Source organism: Modestobacter sp. VKM Ac-2983, from assembly GCF_026967885.1.
GTDB lineage: Bacteria > Actinomycetota > Actinomycetes > Mycobacteriales > Geodermatophilaceae > Modestobacter.
In genome coordinates this window covers 994,513-1,016,689 of record NZ_JAPVBK010000002.1, presented here as the reverse complement: position 1 = coordinate 1,016,689, position 22,177 = coordinate 994,513, and the positions used below count along the sequence as shown (strand labels likewise).

Below are 22,177 nucleotides of genomic sequence, written 5' to 3'. Positions count from 1 at the left end.
GGGCGTCACACCAGGTCGGCGTCGTGGGTGAGCAGGGCGATCTGCACCCGGTTGGCCAGCTCGAGCTTGTCCAGCAGCCGGGAGACGTGCGCCTTGACGGTGGCCACGCTGAGGTACAGCTCGGCGCCGATCTGGGCGTTCGACAACCCTCGCCCGACGGCGAGCGCCACCTCCCGCTCCCGGTCGCTGAGCAGGTCGAGCCGAGCCCGGGCACGGGTCTGCCGGTCCTCGCCCGGTCCGGCCGGCCGGTCCGCCGAGACGTGCGCGATGAGCTGGCGGGTCACCGTGGGGGAGAGCATCGGCTCCCCGGCGGCGACCCGGCGCACGGCCTCCAGGATCGCAGCCGGCGGGGTGTCCTTGAGCAGGAAGCCGCTGGCGCCGGCCCGGAGTGCCCGGAGCACCTGATCGTCGGCGTCGAAGGTGGTCAGCACGATGACCTGGGGGGCGTCCGGCCGCGCCTGCAGCAGCTCGGTGGCGGTCAGCCCGTCGGTGCGCGGCATCCGGATGTCCATCAGGACGACGTCCGGGGCGCTGGCCGCGACGGCGGCCGGCACCTCGTCGCCGTCGGTGGCCTCGCCGACGAGCTCCAGGTCCACGACCCCACCGAGCACCATCGCCAGGGCCGCGCGCACCAGCGGGTCGTCGTCCACCACGAGCACCCGGACCGGCTCCCTCACGCGGACCCCGGCCAGGGCAGCTCGGCGCGCAGCCGGAACTCCCCGTCGGGGGTCCAGCCGTGCTCCAGGTGGCCGCCGCTCAGGCTGACCCGCTCCAGCAGGCCGACCAGGCCGGTGCCGCCACCGGGCAGCGCGGGCACGATCTCGCCGCCGGCCGGTGTGGGATTGCGCAGCTCCACCACCAGCCCGGCGCCCGGACCGCCCTCGACCAGGACGCTGGCGACCGTGCCGGGCGCGTGCTTGCGCACGTTGGTCAGCCCCTCCTGCAGCACGCGGTAGGCGCTGCGGCCGGCGCCGCTGGGAACGGTGGCGAGCTCGGGCACCCGGTAGCGCACCCGCACCCGGACGCCGGCTCTCCGGCTCTCCTCGACCAGCGCCGGGACGTCCGCGAGCGTGGGCTGCGGGCGGGTGCCCGGGTCACCGCCGCCGTCCCCACCATGGCGCAGCACCCCGATCACCTCCCGCAGGTCCTCCAGTGCCTGCCGGGCGCTCGACCGGACGACCCCCGCGGCCTGCGCGACCTCGGCCGCCGGGGCATCCGGGCGGAACTCCAGTGCGCCGGCGTGCATGCTCAGCAGCGACAGCCGGTGCGCCAGCACGTCGTGCATCTCGCGGGCGATCCGGGTGCGCTCCGTGTGCCGGGCCTGCTCGACCCGCAGTTGCTGCTCGCTCTCGGCGCGCACCGCACGCTCGCGGAGCGAGAGCACCAGCTGGCGACGTGCGCGGACGAACATGCCCCAGGCGACGGCGGCGGCGGTGCACACGACACCCAGCACGGCGAACACCCAGGCCGGCAGCTCCGGGTCGGGTCGGACGACGATGTACACGGCGAAGGAGCCGAGGCTGACCGCGGTGACCGCGGTGACGGTCGGCCACCGGCGGTGTACGGCCACGGCGAAGAGGCTGAACAGGCAGGCGATCGCGACCATGTCGGAGAAGGACGCGAGCAGGGAGAGGCCGACCGCGACGCCGACCGGCCAGCGGCGCCGCAGCCACAGGGCAGCACAGCCCACCGAGCCCAGCACGACGTCGGCGATCAGCAGGCCGTCCGGCGGCGGGACGGGCTGGCTGAGCGCGACGCCCACGAGCACCAGCCCGAGCAGCACCGAGACGACGAAGGCCGTGACGTCGACGACCCAGTCACGGACCGAGCGGCGGACCCGGCGCCGCCGGCCGGTGCCCGTGGAGGTGTCCGGGGCCCGCTCGGGTGCGGCACCCAGGTCGGCCAACAGCTGGGCCGGCACCAGCGAGGGGTGCTCGACGCCGTCGTCCGCGGCCGCCCCCGGGCGGAAGGACACTGTCACCCACCGGAGGTTACGGACGGGAGACTGCCGCTGGAACCGACCAAGGTCTACCTCGCCGTCGCCGTCGGTCGGACCGCGGAGGTGATCACCTACTTCCGGCCGATGTGCGCGGCCGGGTGGCCCGGGCAGGATCGCGGTCATGATCACGATCGAGCACCTGACGAAGAGGTACGGCGCACAGGTCGCCGTCTCCGACGTCTCCTTCTCCTGCGCGCCGGGCACCGTCACCGGCTTCCTCGGCCCCAACGGCGCCGGCAAGTCGACCACGATGCGGGCCCTGGTCGGGCTGGCCGAGCCGAGCAGCGGCACGGCGACCGTGGGCGGACGCCGGTACCGGGACCTGCCCAACGCCGGGCGGGCGGTGGGGGTGCTGCTCGACGCCGGTGCACAGCACGGCGGGCGCACCGGGCGGGAGGTGCTCACCCTGGCGTCCCGGGTCCTCGGCGTCGAGGGGCACCGGGTGGACGAGGCGCTGGAGCGGGTCGGGCTGGCCGGGCGGCCGGCCGGCAAGCGCGTCGGGAAGTACTCCCTCGGGATGCGGCAGCGGCTGGGTCTGGCGACGGCGCTGATCGGTGACCCCCAGGTGCTGGTCCTCGACGAGCCGGCCAACGGGCTGGACCCCGAGGGCATCTTCTGGATGCGCGGGCTGCTGCGGGACTTCGCCGACCGCGGGGGCACGGTGCTGCTCTCCTCGCACCTGCTGCACGAGGTGGAGGCGGTCGCCGACCAGCTGGTGGTCATCGCCGGCGGGCGGATCGTCGCGCAGGGCAGCAAGAACGAGCTGCTGGCCGGCACGGGCGGCACCCTGGTGCGCGGCCCGGACCGGGCCCTGCTGGCCAAGGCCCTGGAGGCCGCCGGGATCGGCGTGTCCGCGGGCCCGGACGACGCCCTGGTGGCCGATGCCGAGGCCCTCGCCGTCGGGCAGGCGGTGGCGGCGGCGGGCGTCGTCCTCACCGAGCTGCGGGCCGCCGGGGGAGCGGGGCTGGAAGAGCTCTTCCGCTCCCTCACCGGTTCCTCGCACGAGGTCCAGGAGGTGCAGGCATGAGCACCGCGACCCTCGCCGACCAGCCGCGGACGCTGGTCGACCACCCGGCGCCGTCCCTGCTCCAGCTCGTCCGGGTGGAGCTGCGCAAGTCCGCCGACACCCGCGCCGGCCGCTGGCTGCTCATCGTCATCGGCCTGGCCGTGCTCGGCGTCGTGGCGATCTCCCTGTTCGTCGAGGACGCGCCCAAGCGGTTCACCGACCACTTCGGGATCACCCAGCTGCCGATCAGCATCCTGCTGCCGGTCCTGGGCATCCTGCTGGTCACCAGCGAGTGGTCCCAGCGCACCGCGATGACGACGTTCACCCTGGTGCCCCGACGGTCCCGGGTGCTCGTCGCCAAGGTGCTCGCGGCCACCGTGCTGGCGGTGCTCGGCGTGGTCGTCGCGGCCCTCGCCTCCGTGCTGGCGACGGTGCTGACCCCGGTCTTCTCCGACTCGGAGCGGGACTGGGACATCACCGCCGCGCTGGTGGGTCAGGTGCTCGTCGTCCAGGTGGTGACCGTGCTGGCCGGTGTCGCGTTCGGCATGCTGCTGCTCAGCTCGCCGCTGGCGATCGTCCTGTACTTCGTGCTGCCGACGGTGTTCACCATCCTGGTCAGCCTGGTCGCCGCGCTGGACTGGGTGCGGGACTGGCTGGACCTGTCGACCACCTCGTTGCCCCTGTTGGAGGACGGGGTGGACGCGCAGGGCTGGCTCCAGTTCGGCACCTCGGTCGGGCTGTGGGTGCTGCTGCCCATGGTGATCGGCTGGGTGCGCATCCAGCGGTCCGAGATCGCCTGATCCGACGGTCGGCGGCGGGGGTCATCCCGCCGCCGACCGGTTCAGGCGTGCTCGCCGGGGACCCGCAGCGCCCCGCTCAGGTGCCGGGCGGTGTTGACCAGACCGACGTGGCTGAACGCCTGCGGGGTGTTGCCCAGGTGCCGGCCGGTGCGCGGGTCGTACTCCTCGCTCATCAGGCCGAGGTCGTTGCCCAGGCCGAGGAGCCGCTCGAAGAGCTCGCGGGCCTCGGTGGTGCGGCCGATGCCGTTGAGGGCGTCGGCGAGCCAGAAGCTGCACAGCAAAAACGGGGCCTCGTCGCCCGGCAGGCCGTCGACCCGGCCGTCGGCGTGAGTGTGGTACCGGAGCAGGAAGCCGTCGGAGGTGAGCTCGCGCTGCACCGCCTCCACGGTGCCCACGACTCGCTCGTCGTCCCAGGGCAGGAAGCCGACCTGAGGGATGAGCAGGAGGGCGGCGTCCAGCCCCTCCGAGCCGTAGAACTGGGTGAAGGTGCGGCGCTCGGGGTCGTAGCCGCGGGCGCACACGTCGTCGTGGATCCGTTGCCGCAGCTCCCGCCAGCGCTCGACCGGCCCGTCCAGCCCGTGCCGCTCCACCGCCTCGATCGCGCCGTTGACCCCGGCCCAGGCCAGCACCTTGGAGTGGACGAAGTGCCGGGGCTTGCCGCGGACCTCCCAGAGGCTGCTGTCCGGGGTCTCCCAGATCTCCTCCAGGTAGGCCAGCAGTTCCTTCTGCACCGCCCAGGCGTCCGCGGTGGGGGAGAGGCCGGACTCGCGGGCCAGGTGCAGCCCGTCGAGCAACTCGCCCCACACGTCGAGCTGGAACTGCCCGGCGGCGGCGTTGCCCACCCGTACCGGGGCGGAGCCCTCGTAGCCCGGCAGCCACGGCAGCTCGTACTCCGGGATCCGCCGGGACCCGTCGAGGGCGTACATGATCCGCAGGTCGGCGGGGTCACCGGCGACGGCGCGCAGCAGCCACTCCCGCCAGGCCCGCGCCTCCTCGAGGTAACCCGTGCCCAGCAGGGCCTGCAGGGTGAAGGCCGCGTCGCGCAGCCAGCAGTACCGATAGTCCCAGTTCCGGCTGCCGCCGAGCTCCTCGGGCAGGGAGGTGGTCGCGGCGGCGACGATCCCGCCGGTGGGCCGGTAGGTCAGCGCCTTGAGGGTGATCAGCGAGCGGCGGACCGCCGGCCCCCACTCGCCGTCGTAGGTGCAGTGGCCGATCCACTCGGCCCAGAACGCCTCCGTGGTGACCAGCGCCTCCTCGGCCTCGACCGGCTCGGGTCGGGGCAGGTGCGAGGCGTGGTGGGTGAGCACGAACGGGATGCGCTCACCGGCGGTGACCTCGAACTCGGCCGAGGTGGTGTGGTCCTCCCCGTGGAGCTGCACCGGCGTGGCCAGCGAGACCGCGTCCGGGCCGGCGACGGCGACCAGGTCGCCGTCCACCGAGCGCACCCAGGGCACCAGGTGGCCGTAGTCGAACCGGAGCACCAGGTCCAGCCGCATCGGCACCCGACCTGACACGCCCTCCACGATCCGGACGACGTCCGGGCTGTCACCTCGCGGGGGCATGAAGTCGACCACCCGGACGGTGCCGGTCGGGGTCTCCCACTCGGTCTCCAGGACCAGCGAGTCGCCCCGGTAGCGCCGGCTGGTGCAGCTGCTGCCGTCGGCCGGGGCGAGCCGCCAGCGGCCGTTGCGCTCGTCGCCCAGCAGGGCGGCGAAGCAGGCAGCGGAGTCGAAGGACGGCAGGCACAGCCAGTCGATCGAGCCGTCCTTGCCGACCAGCGCGGCGGTCTGCAGGTCCCCGATCAGTCCGTAGTCTTCGATCCTGCTCGGCACGGGCGGTTCCTCTCGAGTGGGTCGGCCGGGGCTGGGCCGCGTCGTGGCACGAAGGCGCCCAGCAGGCCCTACCGTCCTGCTCCGCCCGGCAAACCCCGCGACTGGGTGATGATCATCCGTTATGCCCAACAGACCGCCCTGATGGCGAGGAAGAAGAACAGAACAACGGCACAAACAGCGAAGACAGGGGCCCGGATGGCCCTGGACGGTGCTAGGAACGACCGGCGGCTGCACGCCGCTCAGCTCGTCCGGAAAGGAGACGGTCCGTGGCCCACGACGCCGAACTCGCCGACCGCGTCCGCAGGGCTGTCCCGGGGGAGAGGACCGTTCGCGAGGTGCGGATGTTCGGTGGCCTCGCGTTCATGGTCGACGACGAGATGATCGCCTGCGTCTCGGCCGGTGGGGGAGCCCTGCTCGTGCGGGTGTCGCGCAGCCGAGATGCCGAGTACCTCGCGGTGGCCGGGACCCGCCGGGCGGAGATGGGCACGGGCCGGTCCATGGGCGAGGGCTGGATCGCCGTCGACGAGGAGGCGCTCAGGGACGACGGCGACCTGCAGTTCTGGATGGACGCCGTCCTGGAGCACAACGCCGAGCGGACAGCCGTGAAGGCAGCCGAGCGGTGAACGCCGACGGTGTTCCTGTCGGGGGTCCGCTCTAGCGTCCCCGCTGTCGCACCGGCCGCTGACCGCAGGAGACCGCCATGAGCACGCTCCCTGACCGACCGAACACCGCCCTCGTCGTCATCGACGTCCAGCAGGGGGTGGTGGGCGAGGCCCCCGGCCGTGACGAGGTGGTCGGCAACATCAGCGCCCTGGTCGAGAAGGCCCGCGGTGACGGCGTCCCGGTCGTCTGGGTGCAGCACTCCGACGAGGAGCTGGTCCAGGGGAGCGACGCCTGGCAGTACGTCCCCGAGCTCGTGCGCCAGCAGTCAGAGCCGCTCGTGCACAAGTCCTACGGCGACTCCTTCGAGGGCACCGACCTCTCGGACGTGCTGGCCGACCTCGCCGTGGGCCGGCTGGTCGTGGCCGGGGCGGAGTCCGATGCGTGCATCCGGTCGACCATCCACGGGGCCTTCACCCGCGGCTACGACGTCACGCTCGTCGGCGATGCGCACACCGCCGGCGACAAGACCGCCTGGGGTGCGCCACCGGTCGAGCAGGTCATCGCGCACACGAACCTCTACTGGCAGTTCCAGGCCGCGCCGGGTCGCACCGCCGGCGTCGTGGAGACCACGGACGTGTCGTTCCGGGGATGAGCTGCCCCGGCTGACCCGTTGACACATGCAGGCAAATGCCTGCATGATTTTGCTCGTGGACGCCGAGGCGAGCGGGATGGACCCGGTCTTCAAGGCGCTCGCCGACCCGACCCGGCGGCTGCTGCTCGACCAGCTGCGGGAGCGGGACGGGCAGACCCTCGGTGAGCTTTGTGCACACCTGGAGATGGCCCGGCAGTCGGCGACCCAGCACCTCGACGTCCTGCGCCGCGCCAATCTCGTCACCGTCGTCCGGCGGGGACGGGAACGGCTGCACCACCTCAACCCGGTGCCGATCCACCAGATCCAGGAGCGCTGGATCTCGGCCTTCGACCGGCCCCGGCTTTCCGCCATCAGCGCGATCACGCAGCAGGCAGAGGAGCAGGCCATGGCCACGAGCACCGCACGCGTCCCCGACTACGTGTACGTCACCTACATCCGCGCGAGCGCCGATCAGGTGTGGCACGCCCTCACCGACGCCGATCTGACGGCACGCTACTGGGGGCACGCCAACGTCTCCGACTGGCAGACCGGGTCGACCTGGGAGCACCGGCGCACCGACGGTTCGGGGCAGGTGGACGTCGCCGGGCGGGTGCTGGAGTCGTCTCCGCCGACCCGTCTGGTGATCACGTTCCAGGAGCCGACGGCCGATCCGGACGCCGAGCCGGCAGGGGAGCCGTCGATCGTGACCTTCCTGGTCGAGCCGCACGAGGACATCGTGCGGCTCACGGTCACGCACGAGCGCCTCGCCGACCAGGCCAGCCACGACGGCGTCTCGCACGGCTGGCCGGCCGTGCTGGCCAACCTCAAGTCGCTTCTGGAGACCGGCCAGGTGCTGCCGGCCGAGCCCTGGGGCATGGCGCCCGTGCGTGGCGGCCGCCCCCACGCCGACGTCTGAGCCGCCGACGTGACCGACTCCAGTGAGGACGGGCTCGCAGCTGCCGTCGCCCTGGCCGGCCGAGCCGGGCGGTACGCCCTGGACGAGCTCGGCGGCCTCGTCGTCGGCGACCTCGACCGGCCGACTCCCTGCACCGACTGGGACGTGGCGTCCGTGGTGACGCACCTGGCAGACGTCGTCGACGCCCTCACCGGCCTGCTCGCCACCGCTCAGCTGAACCTCCCCGGGCCACCGGGCTGGCCCGTCGGCGACCCGGTCGCCCGGACCCGCGAGCGGGTCCAAGACCTGCTCGAGCAGCTGCAGACGGCCGGCCGGCGGGGGAGTCACGACCTCCAGGCGGACGGGGCGGCCCCTGCGGCGCACGCGGCCGCCATCGAGTTCACCGTCCACGGCTGGGACGTCGCCGCAGCACGAGGCCGGGCGTGCCAGCTGCCGCCGGACCTGGCCGAGGACGTGCTGGCCCTGGCGAGCGAGCTGCTCGACGACGCGTCCCGCGGGACGTCGTTCGCCGCCAGGGTCGATCCCGGGGCGGACGCCTCGCCGGTCGAGCGGCTGGTGACCTTCCTCGGGCGAGACGCGGCGCAATGGACCCGGACGGCCGGTGCCAGGGTGGCGTCGTGAGTCGACAAGAGCGGGCCCGATCACCACTACTTGACATAATGTCGATTATCGGCGGACTGGATGAGGCTGGTCGGAGCCCCTTCTCACCGACGATGAACCGCCGCTCGACGACGTGTGCGTCGACCGTCGCCTCTCAGGTTGTCGCGTCTCAGGTCGTCGCGTCTCAGGTCGTCGCGTCTCAGGTCGTGGCACGTCGACACGTCCGCCGGGTCCGCGGCGAATGCGTGGTGCTCCACGAGCCGTTCGGTCCGACACGCGCCCCGCGCACCGCGTCGACGCGACCCGGCGGTGATCATGGCGACCGGCGTGGCCCATCTCGACCTGACCATCGGCGGACGATCTTGCTGGCCTGCCGCGGCGGCCGATCGGTGACCGACGGCCGATGCTCCTCGCGGGTCGCTGTCGTCCACAGCGCTCGATCGATCACCCGGCCCAACTCCCCCCGGTCTCCCTGGATCGTCGTCAAAACGTCACGATGACGAAATGAAGCCTCTCTGGCGGGTCCGGGCAACCGCGTTGACCCGTGCGCGAGCCCGCGTCGTGTGTGGCCGGCTCCAGGTCGGGGTGTGACCACCCTCGTGGGCGACGGGCGTTCGCCGGGGGTGGTTCGAGGTGGACACCGGTCGGACGCGCGTCGACGACCCCGAGCCGCTCCCCCGAGGTCCACCCACCCATGGTGAGATGCGTCACAGTGACGCATCCGCGGCCAGCACCGGGTGTCGGCCGCCCGTGGCTCAGCCGGCGGCCTTGCCGCTCAGCCAGAGCCGGTCCAGCCGACCGGTCGACCGGACCAGGTCGGCCAGGGACCGCTCGAGTTCGGCCTTGGTGGGCTTCTCGGTCAGCAGCGTCTGGACGTCCTCGATGGCGCAGCGCAGCTGGTACAGCCGGTCCTGCAGGCCGTCGAGCTCTGCCCGGGTCACCAGGACGACGTCCGCGGACAGACCCGCCTTGGCCGTCGCCGATCGTTGCTCGTACGCCCGCTGGCGGCAGGCCTGGCCGCAGTAGAGCCGAGGCCGGCCAACCGACTCCTGCGCCGGCAGGACGTTGCGGCACCAACCGCACCGTCGCTCCTCACCCTCGGCCCGCCGTGACCGAGGGACCGGAGGGGCCTCGACGCCCTGCTCTACCGCCACGGCACGGACGGTAGACGCCCGGTCGGGCCGCCCGCCACGGACACGCCCGAGCCGGTGCGCGAGAGCAACTGCCCGGTGACCAGGACCTCCTCGGACGGGCCGTGGCGCACCGCACTAGCGTGGGGGCGTGCCGGGCTCGCGTTACGCCTTCCTCGATGGGCCGACCCCGGTGGCGATGGCCCACCGGGGTGGGGCCATCGAGCACCTGGAGAACACCCAGCCGGCCTTCGAGGCGTGCGTGGCGCTGGGTTACCGGTACATCGAGACCGACGTCCGGGTCACCTACGACGGCGAGCTGGTGGTCTTCCACGACCCGACGCTGGACCGGGTCACCGACCGGACCGGGCGGGTCGACGCCATGCACTGGCGGGACGTCCGCACGGCGCTGATCGGCGGCCGCGAACCGATCATGCGGCTGGAGGACCTGCTGGGCGCGTGGCCCGACGTCCGCTTCAACCTCGACATCAAGGCCGCCGGCGTGCTGGCGCCCCTGGTGCGTTCCATCCGTCGGCTGAACGTCGAGGACCGGATCTGCCTCGGCTCGTTCTCCGACGCCCGGATCGCCGCGGCGCGGCGCCTCTTCGGCCCGGATGTCTGCACCTCCCTGGGGCCCAAGGGCGTCGCCGCGCTCCGGCTCTCCTCGTACTCGCCCCGCGCCGCGGGGCTGGTGCGGATCCAGGCCGGCTGCGCGCAGGTGCCGCTGGCCCTGGGGGGCCGCCCGTTGGTGGACGAGCGGTTCATCGCCGCCGCCCACGCCCGCAGCCTGCAGGTGCACGTCTGGACCGTCGACAACGAGGCCGAGGCCGCCGAGATGCTCGACCTGGGCGTCGACGGCGTGATGACCGACCGGCCGTCGATGCTCCGCGACCTGCTGGTGTCCCGGGGGCAGTGGACGGGCGTGTGAGCACGCTCGCCCCGCGGCTCGACCCGGGCCTGCGGTGAACGGCGCGGCCGGGCAGCCGGGCCGGTGCTGGACCGCCGCCCCGGAGACTGGCACCCTGCGCCGGTGAGCGCCGCCCCGCAGGTCGACCCCGCACCGCCGCCGCCCGACCGGGCGCTGCGTCGGGAGCGCGCCGGTTGGTACTCCTACGACTGGGCGATGTCGGTCTTCAGCACCTCGGTGACGACCGTCTTCCTCGCGCCGTACCTGACCTCGATCGCCGAGGTGGCCGCCGACGCCGACGGCCGGATCCACCCGCTGGGCATCAGCGTCCCGACCGGCAGCTATTTCGGGTACGTGCTGTCGCTGTCGGTCGTGCTCCAGGTGCTGGTGCTGCCGATCACCGGGGCCATCGCCGACCGCAGCGGAGCCAAGCGGCAGCTGCTGGCCACCTTCGCCGGCCTCGGCTCGCTGTGCACCATGTCGCTGTTCTTCGTCGCCGGCGAGCGCTACCTCCTGGGCGCGGTGCTGTTCATCGCGGCGAACCTCTCCTTCGGTGCGGCGACGGTCGTCTACTACTCCTGGCTGCCCGACCTGGCCGGCCCGGAGGAGCGAGATGCCGTGTCCAGCCGCGGCTGGGCCTGCGGCTACCTGGGCGGGGCGGTGCTGCTGGCCGGCAACCTGGCGCTCTTCTCCCAGTACGAGTCGCTCGGCCTGACCGAGGGGGAGGCGGTCCGGATCTGCCTGGCCTCGGCCGGCATCTGGTGGGCCGGGTTCACCCTGGTCAGTGTCTCGCTGCTGCGCAACCGGCGGCCGCGGGAGTCCGCCGTGGTGGTCGGACCTGAGCAGGGGGCGCTCTCCGGGGGGTTCCGTCAGCTCGCCGCGACGCTGCGCGACCTGCGGCGGTACCGGCTGACCCTGTGGTTCCTCGGCGCCTACCTGCTGTTCAACGACGGCGTGCAGACGATCATCGGGGTGTCGGCGCAGTACGGCGCCGAGGAGCTCGACCTGGACCAGTCGACCCTGATCTCGGCGATCCTGCTGGTGCAGGTGGTCGCGTTCTTCGGCGCCATCGCGATGGGCCGGATCGCCATGGCGATCGGGGCCAAGCGGACGGTGCTGGGCAGCCTGGTGCTGTGGGTCGGCGTCCTGGTGGCTGCCTACTTCGTGCAGTCGGGCGCCGTCGTCCAGTTCTACCTGCTGGCCGTCTGCATCGGCTTCGTGCTCGGGGGCACCCAGGCGCTGTCCCGTTCGCTGTTCAGCCAGTTGATCCCGCCGGGCAAGGAGGCCGAGTACTTCGGCTTCTACGAGATCAGCGATCGTGGGACCAGCTGGCTCGGCCCGTTCCTGTTCGCCCTGACCTACCAGCTCACCGAGTCCTACCGGTACGCGATCTTCAGCCTCGTCTTCTTCTTCGTCGCCGGCGGCTGGCTGCTGGCGCGGCTGGACATGCGCCGCGCGATCGTGGAAGCCGGCAACACACCCCCGGAGCGTCTGTGACCCCCACTCCCCCCGCCGGCCAGCTCGCCGCCCTCGACGCATCGCTGGGCGTCGTCCCGGCCGCCGGTGACCGCCGCCGGCACCCGGCCCCGGCCCACCTGGTCTTCTTCCACGGCCCGATGGACTGTGGGAAGTCCACCCTCGCCCTCCAGGTCGACCACAACCAGAGCCGGCAGGGCCGCCACGGGTTGCTCCTGACCCAGGGCGACCGGTCCGGCACCCCGCAGATCAGCTCCCGGGTCGGTCTGCAGCGGGCGGCGATCGAGCTGAACGCCGACACCGACGTCCGGCTGCTGGTGCGCGACCGCTGGGCTGCCGGGCACCGGGTCGACTACCTGATCGTCGACGAGGCGCAGTTCCTCACCGGTGAACAGGCGGAGCAGCTGGCAGAGCTGGTCGACGAGTCGCACGTCGACGTCTACGCGTTCGGACTGACCACCGACTTCCGCACCCGGCTGTTCCCCGGCACCCAGCGGTTGTTCGAGCTGGCCGACGACGTGCAGCGGGTGCAGGTCGAGGTGCTCTGCTGGTGCGGCCTCCCCGGTCTGCTCAACGCCCGGGTCGTCGGCGACGCCGTGGTGCGCGAGGGCGCCACCGTCGTCGTCGCCGACACCGCGCCGGCGCTGCAGCCGGCGGCGGCCGAGTCCGCCGCCGAGGCCGCCGCCGTCCGGTACCAGGTGCTGTGCCGGCGCCACTTCTCCCGCGGTCAGCTGGGACCGGCACCGACCGGACCGGGGCAGCTGGCCCTGCGCTGACCGGGCCGGGAGCTCCCTCCTAAGGGTGGTTGAGCGCTGATACATCACCCCGTGCGATGATGTGTTGCTGGCGACCTGGAATCCATTTCCTTCATCTGTCGTTGACCCCTGCGACACCCGCACCGGATGCGTGAGCATGCGGCTGCCCGGGAAGTCCAGATCTGACCGACATCAGCACGAGAGGACGGTGTGCCATGGGCGAGCGTTCGCTACGCGGAAGCCGACTGGGCAGCGTGAGCTATGAGACCGAGCGCAACACCGCGCCCATCGAGCGGCAGTACGCCGAGTACCGGTGTGCCCAGGGGCACCTCGTCACGGTGCCCTTCGCCGATGACGCCGAGCTCCCCGACACCTGGGAGTGCAAGTACGACGGTTCGGCCGCCAAGCTGGTCGGGGGCGCGGAGCCGGCCCCCAAGAAGGTCAAGCCCCCGCGCACGCACTGGGACATGCTCCTGGAGCGTCGCTCGGTCGACGACCTCGAGGAGGTCCTCGCCGAGCGCCTCGAGGTGCTCCGCGGTCGCCGCACTCGCGCGTCCTGAGCTCCCCCAGCTGAGACGCCTCAGCTGACCTGAACACGGAACGGCCCCGGTGGGAGTACCCACCGGGGCCGTTCCGTGTCCTGGGAGCGCCCCTGACCAGCTGGTCAGGGGTCCGTGCGGTCCGCGGCGACCTCGCCCTCGATCACCGGGTGCTCCCCACGGGTGGCCGGCCCGGCCCGGAACGGCTGGTCGGGGCCGGTGACCGGCTCGGTGCGCGTCGAACGCACGTACACCGGCCCGCCCAGCCGGTCCGGCAGTCGCCGGAGCAGCCCGCGGGTGATCAGGGCGCGGGGCAGGGCGCGGGTGGCCGGCAGCAGGCAGAGCAACCCGAGCAGGTCGCCCAGGAAGCCGGGCAGCACCATCAGCAGCCCACCCAGTGCGACCAGGCCGGCATCGCCCAGGGCGCGGCCCGGGGCCCGGTGCTCCTCGGCGCGCATCCGGAGCTCCCCGAGGGCCTTGGTGCCCTGCCGGGCCAGCAGCGCCCAGCCCAGGGCGCTGGTGGCCAGGGTGGCGAGGATCGTCCAGCCCAGCCCGATCCAGGAGACGACCAGGACGTAGACGACGACCTCGGCCAGCGCGCCCAGCCCGATCGCCGTCCGGAGGCCCGACGACCTGCGTCGTGGGGCGGTGTGGCTGGTGGCCATGCGTTCTCCCTCCGCCCGCGGGGCGGTGGGTCCTCCCTACCGGAGGACCCTGGGCCGCCGCCCGTCCCGGGCTCGTCCTGGCACGGGACGGGTCACCCGGTCCGGCAGCCGATCGGCCAGCCGGTCCAGGATGCCCCACCAGCTCACCCGTACCAGTGCTTCTCCAACGATCGAACCGCTCATCTTGCTCCGCCCGGCCGTGCGTTCGCTGAAGGCGATCGGCACCTCGACCACCTGAGCGCCGGATCGGACCGCCCGCCAGGCCCAGTCGACCTGGAAGCAGTAGCCCTGGCTGGCGACCGAGTCGAAGGGCAGCCGGGTGACGAGTTCCATCCGCGCCGCCCGGAACCCGCCCGTGGCATCGGCCAGTGGCAGCCGCAGCGCCCACCGGGTGTAGAGGTTGCCCAGCCGCGACAGCGCCAGCCGGTGCGGTGGCCAGTCGAGCACCTCTCCCCCGGGCACGTACCGGGACCCCAGCACCAGGTCGGCGTCGGAGAGGGCGGCCAGCAGCGCCGGGAGCCGTTCGGGCGGGTGCGACCCGTCGGCGTCCATCTCGACCACCACGCCGTAGCCGTGCTGCGCCGCCCACCGGAAGCCGGCGACGTAGGCGCCGCCCAGCCCCGCCTTGGCGGTGCGGTGCAGCACGTGCACGCGCTCGTCGGCCGCCGCCCGGGCATCGGCGAGCTCGCCGGTGCCGTCGGGCGAGGCGTCGTCCACGACGAGGGCGTGCGCCGTCGGCACCGCCGCGTGCAGCCGGTCCAGCACCGCCGCCAGATTCCCGACCTCCTCGTACGTCGGGATGACCACCAGGACCGGCCCGGGGACCTCCGGGCCGGTCACCGGCCGACCGCCCGTCGCCGGGCCAGCGCCGGGGACGCCGCGGCCAGGACGGCACCCACGCCCAGCGCCGTCAGCACCCACTCCGGGGCTGCGCCCAGCCGCTCGGCGACGGTCGAGGAGTCCCGCTGGGCGATCTCCTCGACGAAGGTGTCGGCGGTGAACAGCTCGGAGCGCTGCACCAGGGAGCCGTCCGGGGCGACGACGGCGCTGATCCCGCTGGTCGCCGCGACCACCACGGTCCGGCCGTACTCGACGGCCCGCAGCCGGCTCATCGCGAGCTGCTGTGCGCTCTCGTCGGTGTACCCGAACGTCGCGTTGTTGGTCTGCACGACGATCATCCCGGCGCCGGCATCGACGACGTCGGCGACCAGTCCGTCGTAGGCCACCTCGAAGCAGATGACGTCACCGACGCGGGCCCCGCCGATGTCCAGGATGCCGACCTCGGTGCCGTGGAGGAAGTCGGTGACCCGGTCGACCAGCGGGCTGAAGAAGCGGAAGAAGGGCCGGGCCGGCACGTACTCCGCCAGCGGCACGGGATGCCGCTTGACGTAGGTGTCGCCGGGGCCGGTCACCGGGTCCCAGACGATGGCGGTGTTCGCGACGAAGTCGCCCGGGGCCTGCACCACCGCGCCGACCAGGATGGGCGCGTCGATCGCGACCGCCGCGCGGGTGATCACCCGGGCGGCGTCGGCGTTGATGTAGGGGTCGATGTCGGAGCTGTTCTCCGGCCAGATGACCAGGTCCGGCTGCGCGGCGTCACCACGTGCGACGGCCGCGGCCAGCTCGACGGTCTGGGCGGCGTGGTTGTCCAGCACGGCCCGCCGCTGGGCGTTGAAGTCCAGCCCGGCCCGGGGCACGTTGCCCTGGATGACCGCCACCGTGCGGGTGGGGCCGCCCTCGGTCAGCGACGACCCGGCCAGCGGCAGCTCCGCCAGCAGGCCCACCAGGGGGACGGCGAGCGCACCCACGAGCGCGAGGGCGGCCGCACGCCGTCCGTCCCGCCCGCGCCGAGCCCGGTGCAGGCCGACGACGCCGGCGGCCAGCAGGGTGCCGGTCAGCGCAACGGCGAAGCTCACCAAGGGAACGCCGCCGTAGGCGGCCAGCGACGTGAACGGCCCGTCGGCCTGGCTGAACCCCAGCCGGCCCCACGGGAACCCGCCCAGCGGCCACCGGCCGCGCAGCGCCTCCGCGCCCACCCAGAGCGCGGAGGACCACAGCGGCCAAGCGGGCAGCCGCGAGGTGACGGCCAGGGCACCCCCGAGGACCGCGAAGTACAGCGCCTCGACCACGGCCAGCACCAGCCAGGGGAAGGAGCCGACGTAGATCCCGGTCCAGGACAGCAGGGGCAGCAGGAAGACCAGGCCCAGCACCAACCCCAGCCACACCCCGCCGCGGACCCGCTCGCCGCGGACGGCGAGCGCGAGGGCCGCGGGGCCCAGCACGGCGAGCACGGACAGGTCGTGCCCGGGGAAGGCCAGGTACAGCGCCACGCCCCCGGCGGCCGCCAGGACGGTGCGCCACGGCCAGCGGCGGCGCGGGGCCGCGGGCTCCGCCGGGGTGCTCGGGGTGGCTGACTCCACCGTGCCGGTCGCCACCACTGTCGGCACCGCCGCCCTCCGCGCTGGCCCGGGTCGCTGCCCGGGACACCCTGGGCCCGGCATGCCGCTCGGACCCGGTCGTGGCGCTGATGCCGTGACCAGCTCCCAGCATCCCACTCCCGGCTTGGCGACCGCCGCAGCTGCACCCGACCGGCGTCCGCACCGGGGCACCCCGCGCCTTCGGGCCGGGACACCGGCCGCTGGCTGCGGTCGCCGTTCCGTTGTCTGGTGACGCGGGGCCCCGCCGGAGCGGACGTCGGGAGTGGGACGTGCACCCTCGGGTCCGCGGTTCCCCCTCGGCCTGGCGGTGTGCGCAGGCAGCGACGCGAGGTGCGTCACCGGACTGCGTCACCGAGGGACGAGCGCGCGACTGTGCCGAGGGGGAAGCACACCCCGGTCTCCCGGGATGGGGCGACCCCGACCCTAGGCACCGATCGGACGCCGGGGAACCCCTGGGGACCAGTGGTTCGGAGCGTCACCGGCGCGGAACACCCGGTGGCGTGGCGATGACGGGACGGCGACCCGCCCGGGTCAGGCCGGGGCGTCGGGGGCGGGGACGGGGACGGGGACGACGAGCGTTGCCACCGCCTCGACCACCCGCAGCGGCGGGTCGAGCAGCTGAGCGGCCGACGCGCCGCGGGAGGGGTCGGCGCGGGCCACGACGTCGGCCCAGCAGCGCAGCTCCCGGCTGCGGCGGCCCACCCGGACCACCTCACAGGAGGCCTCCAGCACGTCGCCGGCCTGCACCGGGGCGAGGAAGGAGACCTCCGAGTACCCGGCGAGCAGCCCCTCGTCGCCGTCGCTGCGGATCGCCACCTCGGTCGCGACGTCGCCGAACAGGCCGAGGGTGTACGCCCCGTCGACGAGCGCGCCGCCGTAGTGGGCGTGGGCGTACGGCACGTAGCGGCGGTGGGTGACGATCAGCCCCAGGCGGGGGTCGGGCGGGCGCGGGTCGCTCATGCGGGCTCCTCCTCGGGGACGAGTGCGTGCACCAGGTAGCTGGCGACCTCGCCGGGCGTCGTCCCCCGGCCGAAGACCTTGTCCACCCCGAGGTCGGCGGCCATCGCCGGGTCGAAGCGGGGGCCGCCGACCACCAGCAGCGGGCGGGACTCCCCCATCGCCTCCCGGAACGCGGCGGCCAGTTCGCGGGTGTTGCGCAGGTGGGCGTCCTTCTGGGTGACCACCTGGGAGACCAGGACGGCGTCGGCCTTGCGGGCGCGGGCGGCGTGCACCAGCTCCGGCACGCTGACCTGGGCGCCGAGGTTGGCCACCTGCAGCTCCCGGTAGTACTCCAGGCCCTTCTCCCCCGCGAAGCCCTTGAGGTTGAGGATCGCGTCGATGCCCACGGTGTGCGCGTCGGTGCCGATGCAGGCCCCCAGGACGACGAGGCTGCGCCGGAGCCGGGTCTTCACCGCGGCGTTGACCTCACCCGGCGACAGCAGCGGATAGGCCCGCTCCTCGACCTGCACGGCGTCCAGGTCCACCAGGTGCCGCACGCTGCCGTAGACCACGAAGAAGGTGAAGCCCTCTCCGATCCCGGCGCTGTGCACCACCATCGCCGGCTCGATGCCCATCTTCTGCGCCAGCTGCAGCGCCGCACCCTCGGCCCTCGGCCCGGGCGGGACGGGCAGGGTGAACGACGTCTGCACCATCCCGTCGCCGGTGGTGTCCCCGTACGGCCGCACCACGCTCCCGGCCCCGGTTCCACCAAAATGGCCATTTTGGTGGGTCTCAGGCATGGATGCGCTCCAGCAGCTCGGTGGCCGGGTCGAAGTGGTCGGCGGCCTTACGGACGACGCCGTCCAGGCCCTTGCCGCCGTCCGGTGCCCGCTTGGTGATGCCGAAGGTGCCGTCGGCGACCGCCTGGATCAGCCCCTGCGGGTGGGCGGCGATCCGCTCCAGGAGGTCGACCGCCTCGGTCAGCACGGTGTGCGCCCGGCGGTCGATGAACCCACCCGGCTGGGGCGCGAAGTCCTCGTGCAGGTTCCCGGCGGCCTCGAGCACGTAGCGGACGTTGCGCAGCGCCAGGTCCCGGTCGGAGAGCCACGGGGTGACCACCGCCTCGGTCATCATCCCCACCAGCAGGATGCCCTGACCGGTGAGCGCCCCGGCCAGGTTGAAGAAGCCGTCGAGCAGGTAGCCGCGGAACACGTCGCCGGTCATGTGCTTGGTCGGCGGCATCCACTTCAGCGGCGCGTCCGGGAAGAGCCCGCGGGCCAGCAGCGCGTGCGCCAGCTCCAGCCGGAACGACTCGGGGACGCCCGGGTCGATCTCGAAGGCGTGCCCCAGGCCCAGCTGCCAGTCCGCGAGCCCGGCCTCGTGCGCCAGCCGCTCGTTGAGCAGCTGGCTGACGGTGACGGTGTGCGCCTCGTCGACGGCGTCGGCGGTGGTGAGGTAGTTGTCCTCGCCGGTGTTGATGATGATCCCGGCGCGGGCGTGCACCATCCGGCTGAACCGCTGGTCGACGAAGGTCCGGATCGGGTTGATGTCGCGGAAGAGGATCCCGTACATCGCGTCGTTGAGCATCATGTCCAGCCGCTCCAGCCCGGCCAGGACGGCGATCTCGGGCATGCAGAGCCCGGAGGCGTAGTTGGTCAGCCGGACGTAGCGGCCGAGCTCGGCGCTGACGTCGTCCAGGGCGGCCCGCATCAGCCGGAAGTTCTCCTGGGTGGCGTACGTGCCGGCGTAGCCGGTGCGGGTGGCCCCCTCGGGCACGTAGTCCAGCAGCGACTGGCCGGTGGAGCGGATGACGGCGATGACGTCGGCCCCGGCGCGGGCGGCGGCCTGGGCCTGCGGGATGTCCTCGTGGATGTCGCCGGTGGCCACGATCAGGTAGATCCACGGACGGCGGGGCGGGTCGCCGTGCGTGGCGACCAGCTCCTCCCGGTGGGCCCGGTTCGCGTCGATCCGGGCGATCCCGGCGCCGACGGCGGTGCGGGCGGCCTCCCGGGCCTGGTCGGCGGCGGCCCCCTCGGGCACGGTGAACCGGGCGGTGCCGGCACCGACCTGCTCGGCGAGCTCCTGCAGCGTGCCGCCGGAGCCCAGCGCGTGCCAGACCGGCAGCGCCACCCCGTGCTCCAGGCCCACCTGGTCGCGGACGGCGTCCACCACCCGGTTGACCCAGGGCACCCGGTCCTGCTGCTCGAGGCCGTCGCCGAGGACCGGGTCGGTGCCGGTCAGCCCGGCCAGCCGCAGCTGGGCCCGCTCCACCGAGATCGTGGTGTGCGTGGCGGCCAGGTCGACGACCGGTGCCGCCGCCCGGGCGGCGAGCTCCCGCGCCCGCGCCACCAGCGCCTGGTCCAGCTGCAGCCTGCTCATCCCCGAACTCCTCCTCGCCGGGTCAGCACGGCCGGCCTCCGACGATCAGCTGGCGGCAGGTGGGGCGGGCGCGGCCGGCCAGGACGGCGGAGAGCGTCAGCTCGGTCGCCCAGAGCGCGAGGTCCGCCGGCGCGCCGACGGCCAGCGGGCCCTCCGGGTGCTCGGCGCGGGCCGCCACCCAGCCGCCGTGGGTCGCCGCGTCGAAGGCGTCGAAGGGGCGCAGGCCGGAGCCGGGGGTGGTGTGGTCGATCGCGGCGTGCACGCCGCCCCACGGGTCCAGCGGGGTGACCGGGGCGTCGCTGCCGAGGGCGACGGTCACGTCGGCGTCGACGAGGTCGGCGAGCGGATTGCAGCCGGCGGCCCGCTCGACGCCCAGCCGCTCGGCGTACATGCCGGCCGGCCCGCCCCAGGCGGCGTCGAAGGCGGGCTGGACGCTGGCGACCATCCCCCACCGGCGCAGCTGGGCGATCGCGGCGTCGCCGACCATCTCCACGTGCTCCAGCCGGTGCCGGCAGGCCCGGACGGCGTCCCGGCCCAGCTCGTCGACGACGATGCCGACCGCGGCCAGCACCTGGTCGACGGCGGCGTCCCCGATGCAGTGGAACCCGGCCTGCAGACCTGCCGCGGTGCAGGCGCGCACGTGCTCGACGAGGGCGGCGGTGTCGAAGCGCAGTGCCCCGGTGGTCTCCGGCCGGTCGGCGTACGGGGTGCTCAGCGCGGCGGTGTGCGAGCCGAACGCGCCGTCGCAGAACAGGTCGCCACCGGCGCCGGCCAGCCGCAGCTCCCGGACGACGTCCAGCCCGCCGCGCTCGGACAGCTCGCCCCAGTAGCCGACCACCCGCGGCCCGGGCGCCTCGGCGGCCAGCGCGAGCAGCCCGGCGAGGTCCTCGGCGCTGGACACCTCCGGGCCGGCCATCTCGTGCACGCTGCCGATGCCCAGCGCCGCCGCGGCAGCGAGGGTGGCCCGCTGGGCGCTGCGCCGCTGGTCCGGCGGCACCGACCCGTAGGCGGCCTGCCGGGCGGCGTGGTGGGCGTCGAGCCGGAGCCGGCCGTCGGGGCTGTACCCGGGCAGCTCCGTGATGCCGGGCACCCGGTCCAGCAGCGCGGTGGAGACGGTGGCCGAGTGCACGTCGACCCGGGCCAGGTAGGCCGGCCGCTCCCCCACCACCGAGTCCAGGTCGTGCCGGGTGAGCCCGCGGCCCTCGGGCCAGGCCGTCTCGTCCCAGCCGGTGCCGAGCACCGTGCCGGTGGGAGCGGCGGTGGTCTGGGCGGTGACGCCGGTCAGCGCGGAGCGCAGGCTGTCGGCGCCGTGCAGGTCCAGGCCGGTGAGCGCCAGGCCGGTGGCGGTGGCATGGACGTGCGCGTCGACGAACGCGGGGGTCAGCAGCGCTCCCCCGCCGTCCAGCACCCGGCCGGCCCTGGGTGCGTCGGCCGCTGCGCCCAGCCAGGCGATGCGCCCGGCGACGACGTGCACGGCCCGGCCGGGCCGGTCCCCGACCGTCACGTCCCGGATGAGCAGCTCGCTCACGAGGTGTGGACCCGCGGCTCGATCAGGGACCGCACCCCCGGCGAGTGCCGGTAGAGGTCCATCGCCAGGGCTGCGTGCCCCGGCGTGTAGCCGTTGCCCACGAGCATCGTCACGTCCGCCGCCATCCCCTCAGCTCCCAGGGCCGCCGCCGAGAAGGACGTGGCCATGGAGAAGAAGACCACGGTGCCGCCGTCGGCCGTCGCGAGGACCGCCCCGTGCTCGGCGCCGGGGGTGTCGACGCAGACGACCGTGACGTCGACCGGCGCCCCGACCGCGGCCGCGACGGCGAGCGGGTCGGTGGCGTCGGCCACGACCACCTCGTCGGCCAGCCGCGCCGCCCGCAGCGCCGTGGCCTCCCGCTCGTCGCGGACCACGCCGACCAGCCGGCCCGCGCGGGCGTCCCGGGCGGCGGCCAGGCTCAGGCAGCCCGACTTGCCGGCCGCACCCAGGACGGCGACCGAGGGCCGGTGGCCCGACCGGTGCACGACCCGCTCGGTGGCCGCCGGGGCGCCACAGACGTCCAGTACCGCCAGCGCCACCTCCTGGGACAGGTCGTCGGGGAGGACGGCGGCGATCGAGCGGGAGAACAACACCGCTGTCCCGGCGGCCGGCACCTGCTCGCTGCGGCCGTCCCACCGCGCCAGTCCGTCGGTGATCCGCAGCGGCGTGAGGGTGAGGGAGACCAGGGTGGCCACCCGCTGGCCCGGTTCCAGGCCGAGCGGGGAGTCGTCGCCCACCTCGTCGACGACGCCGATGAGCATCCCGCCCGAGCCGGTGACCGGGTTGTGCATCTTGCCCCGGCTCCCGACGATCCCGAGGACGGCGGCACGCACCCGGTCGCCGTCCCCGCCGTGCTCCTCGGCCAGCTGCCGGTAGGAGGCGGCATCGAGGTTGAGCCGGTGGACGGCGATGCGCACCTCGTCCGGGCCGATCCGGGGGTCCGCGTCCAGCCGATGGGCGGCCTGGGGCAGCACACCGGCCGGTTCGAGCACCCGGTGCACGCCGAGGCTGCGGCGCAGCACGTCCATCACCAC

At 74.0% G+C, this 22,177-nt stretch carries 22 protein-coding genes; 10 read left to right on the top strand and 12 right to left on the bottom strand.

The window, feature by feature from the left end; translation table 11 throughout:
• Positions 1-5: 5 nt before the first annotated feature.
• Together O2W18_RS11285 and O2W18_RS11280 are read right to left on the bottom strand one after the other, a co-directional pair.
• On the bottom strand, positions 6-677 hold the full coding sequence (locus O2W18_RS11285) for a response regulator (protein ID WP_269187615.1): 672 nt from the start codon (positions 675-677) through the stop codon (positions 6-8).
• Positions 674-1,981, bottom strand: coding sequence for a sensor histidine kinase (locus tag O2W18_RS11280; protein ID WP_269187614.1), 1,308 nt, complete (start codon positions 1,979-1,981; stop codon positions 674-676). Before O2W18_RS11280 ends, O2W18_RS11285 begins: the two co-directional genes overlap by 4 nt.
• Positions 1,982-2,120: 139 nt before the next feature.
• On the opposite strand from O2W18_RS11280, the gene O2W18_RS11275 reads away from it, so the two are divergent.
• Together O2W18_RS11275 and O2W18_RS11270 are read left to right on the top strand one after the other, a co-directional pair.
• A complete protein-coding gene (locus O2W18_RS11275; protein WP_269187613.1) occupies positions 2,121-3,026 on the top strand; it encodes an ABC transporter ATP-binding protein in 906 nt (301 codons plus the stop codon).
• A complete protein-coding gene (locus O2W18_RS11270; protein ID WP_269187612.1) occupies positions 3,023-3,805 on the top strand; it encodes a hypothetical protein in 783 nt (260 codons plus the stop codon). Before O2W18_RS11275 ends, O2W18_RS11270 begins: the two co-directional genes overlap by 4 nt.
• Before the next feature lie 41 nt (positions 3,806-3,846).
• Here the strand turns inward: O2W18_RS11270 and O2W18_RS11265 are convergent, their stop codons facing one another.
• Positions 3,847-5,637, bottom strand: a complete 1,791-nt coding sequence (locus tag O2W18_RS11265; protein ID WP_269187611.1) for a glycoside hydrolase family 15 protein — start codon at positions 5,635-5,637, stop codon at positions 3,847-3,849.
• A 266-nt stretch (positions 5,638-5,903) separates the two neighbouring features.
• Here O2W18_RS11265 and O2W18_RS11260 point away from each other — a divergent pair, with 266 nt between their 5' ends.
• The 4 genes from O2W18_RS11260 (at position 5,904) to O2W18_RS11245 (ending at position 8,408) form a co-directional block, all read left to right on the top strand.
• Positions 5,904-6,260 (top strand): TfoX/Sxy family protein, encoded by a 357-nt coding sequence (locus O2W18_RS11260; RefSeq protein ID WP_269187610.1) that lies wholly within the window; start codon positions 5,904-5,906, stop codon positions 6,258-6,260.
• A gap of 77 nt (positions 6,261-6,337) precedes the next feature.
• On the top strand, positions 6,338-6,892 hold the full coding sequence (locus tag O2W18_RS11255; RefSeq protein WP_269187609.1) for an isochorismatase family protein: 555 nt from the start codon (positions 6,338-6,340) through the stop codon (positions 6,890-6,892).
• Between the two features lie 43 nt (positions 6,893-6,935).
• On the top strand, positions 6,936-7,787 hold the full coding sequence (locus tag O2W18_RS11250) for an ArsR/SmtB family transcription factor (RefSeq protein ID WP_269187608.1): 852 nt from the start codon (positions 6,936-6,938) through the stop codon (positions 7,785-7,787).
• Positions 7,788-7,796: 9 nt separating this feature from the next.
• Complete coding sequence (locus O2W18_RS11245) at positions 7,797-8,408, top strand: TIGR03086 family metal-binding protein (RefSeq protein ID WP_269187607.1); 612 nt, start codon at positions 7,797-7,799, stop codon at positions 8,406-8,408.
• 734 nt (positions 8,409-9,142) lie between these two features.
• On the opposite strand, the gene O2W18_RS11240 is transcribed toward O2W18_RS11245, so the two are convergent.
• Positions 9,143-9,328, bottom strand: coding sequence for a hypothetical protein (locus tag O2W18_RS11240; RefSeq protein ID WP_269187606.1), 186 nt, complete (start codon positions 9,326-9,328; stop codon positions 9,143-9,145).
• A 340-nt stretch (positions 9,329-9,668) separates the two neighbouring features.
• Between O2W18_RS11240 and O2W18_RS11235 the strand changes: the two genes are divergently transcribed.
• The 4 genes from O2W18_RS11235 to O2W18_RS11220 all read left to right on the top strand — a co-directional run bounded on the left by O2W18_RS11235 (position 9,669) and on the right by O2W18_RS11220 (position 13,215).
• Entirely contained in the window at positions 9,669-10,445 is a 777-nt protein-coding gene (locus O2W18_RS11235; RefSeq protein ID WP_269187605.1) for a glycerophosphodiester phosphodiesterase, read from the top strand.
• Between the two features lie 102 nt (positions 10,446-10,547).
• Positions 10,548-11,921 (top strand): MFS transporter, encoded by a 1,374-nt coding sequence (locus O2W18_RS11230; RefSeq protein WP_269187604.1) that lies wholly within the window; start codon positions 10,548-10,550, stop codon positions 11,919-11,921.
• Positions 11,918-12,676, top strand: a complete 759-nt coding sequence (locus O2W18_RS11225; protein ID WP_269187603.1) for a thymidine kinase — start codon at positions 11,918-11,920, stop codon at positions 12,674-12,676. Before O2W18_RS11230 ends, O2W18_RS11225 begins: the two co-directional genes overlap by 4 nt.
• A 194-nt stretch (positions 12,677-12,870) precedes the next feature.
• Positions 12,871-13,215, top strand: coding sequence for an RNA polymerase-binding protein RbpA (locus O2W18_RS11220; RefSeq protein ID WP_036332628.1), 345 nt, complete (start codon positions 12,871-12,873; stop codon positions 13,213-13,215).
• A gap of 104 nt (positions 13,216-13,319) precedes the next feature.
• Here the strand turns inward: O2W18_RS11220 and O2W18_RS11215 are convergent, their stop codons facing one another.
• From O2W18_RS11215 to O2W18_RS11180, 8 genes are all read right to left on the bottom strand, one after another.
• A complete protein-coding gene (locus O2W18_RS11215) occupies positions 13,320-13,859 on the bottom strand; it encodes an FxsA family protein (RefSeq protein WP_269187602.1) in 540 nt (179 codons plus the stop codon).
• Positions 13,860-13,895: 36 nt separating this feature from the next.
• Positions 13,896-14,699, bottom strand: coding sequence for a polyprenol monophosphomannose synthase (locus tag O2W18_RS11210; protein ID WP_269187601.1), 804 nt, complete (start codon positions 14,697-14,699; stop codon positions 13,896-13,898).
• On the bottom strand, positions 14,696-16,306 hold the full coding sequence (gene lnt, locus O2W18_RS11205) for an apolipoprotein N-acyltransferase (protein WP_269187600.1): 1,611 nt from the start codon (positions 16,304-16,306) through the stop codon (positions 14,696-14,698). Before lnt ends, O2W18_RS11210 begins: the two co-directional genes overlap by 4 nt.
• Before the next feature lie 522 nt (positions 16,307-16,828).
• Positions 16,829-17,257, bottom strand: coding sequence for a hotdog fold domain-containing protein (locus tag O2W18_RS11200; protein ID WP_269187599.1), 429 nt, complete (start codon positions 17,255-17,257; stop codon positions 16,829-16,831).
• Positions 17,254-18,036 carry an OAM dimerization domain-containing protein gene (locus O2W18_RS11195; protein ID WP_269187598.1) on the bottom strand — a complete coding sequence of 261 codons (783 nt, stop codon included), beginning with the start codon at positions 18,034-18,036 and terminating at the stop codon, positions 17,254-17,256. The genes O2W18_RS11200 and O2W18_RS11195 overlap by 4 nt, the downstream gene beginning before the upstream one ends.
• On the bottom strand, positions 18,029-19,615 hold the full coding sequence (locus O2W18_RS11190) for a lysine 5,6-aminomutase subunit alpha (RefSeq protein ID WP_269187597.1): 1,587 nt from the start codon (positions 19,613-19,615) through the stop codon (positions 18,029-18,031). The genes O2W18_RS11195 and O2W18_RS11190 overlap by 8 nt, the downstream gene beginning before the upstream one ends.
• Before the next feature lie 22 nt (positions 19,616-19,637).
• The gene (locus tag O2W18_RS11185) at positions 19,638-21,143 is read right to left on the bottom strand and encodes an amidohydrolase (RefSeq protein ID WP_269187596.1); all 1,506 of its coding nucleotides are present in this window, start codon (positions 21,141-21,143) and stop codon (positions 19,638-19,640) included.
• Positions 21,140-22,171, bottom strand: coding sequence for an L-erythro-3,5-diaminohexanoate dehydrogenase (locus tag O2W18_RS11180; protein ID WP_269187595.1), 1,032 nt, complete (start codon positions 22,169-22,171; stop codon positions 21,140-21,142). The genes O2W18_RS11185 and O2W18_RS11180 overlap by 4 nt, the downstream gene beginning before the upstream one ends.
• Positions 22,172-22,177: the final 6 nt, after the last annotated feature.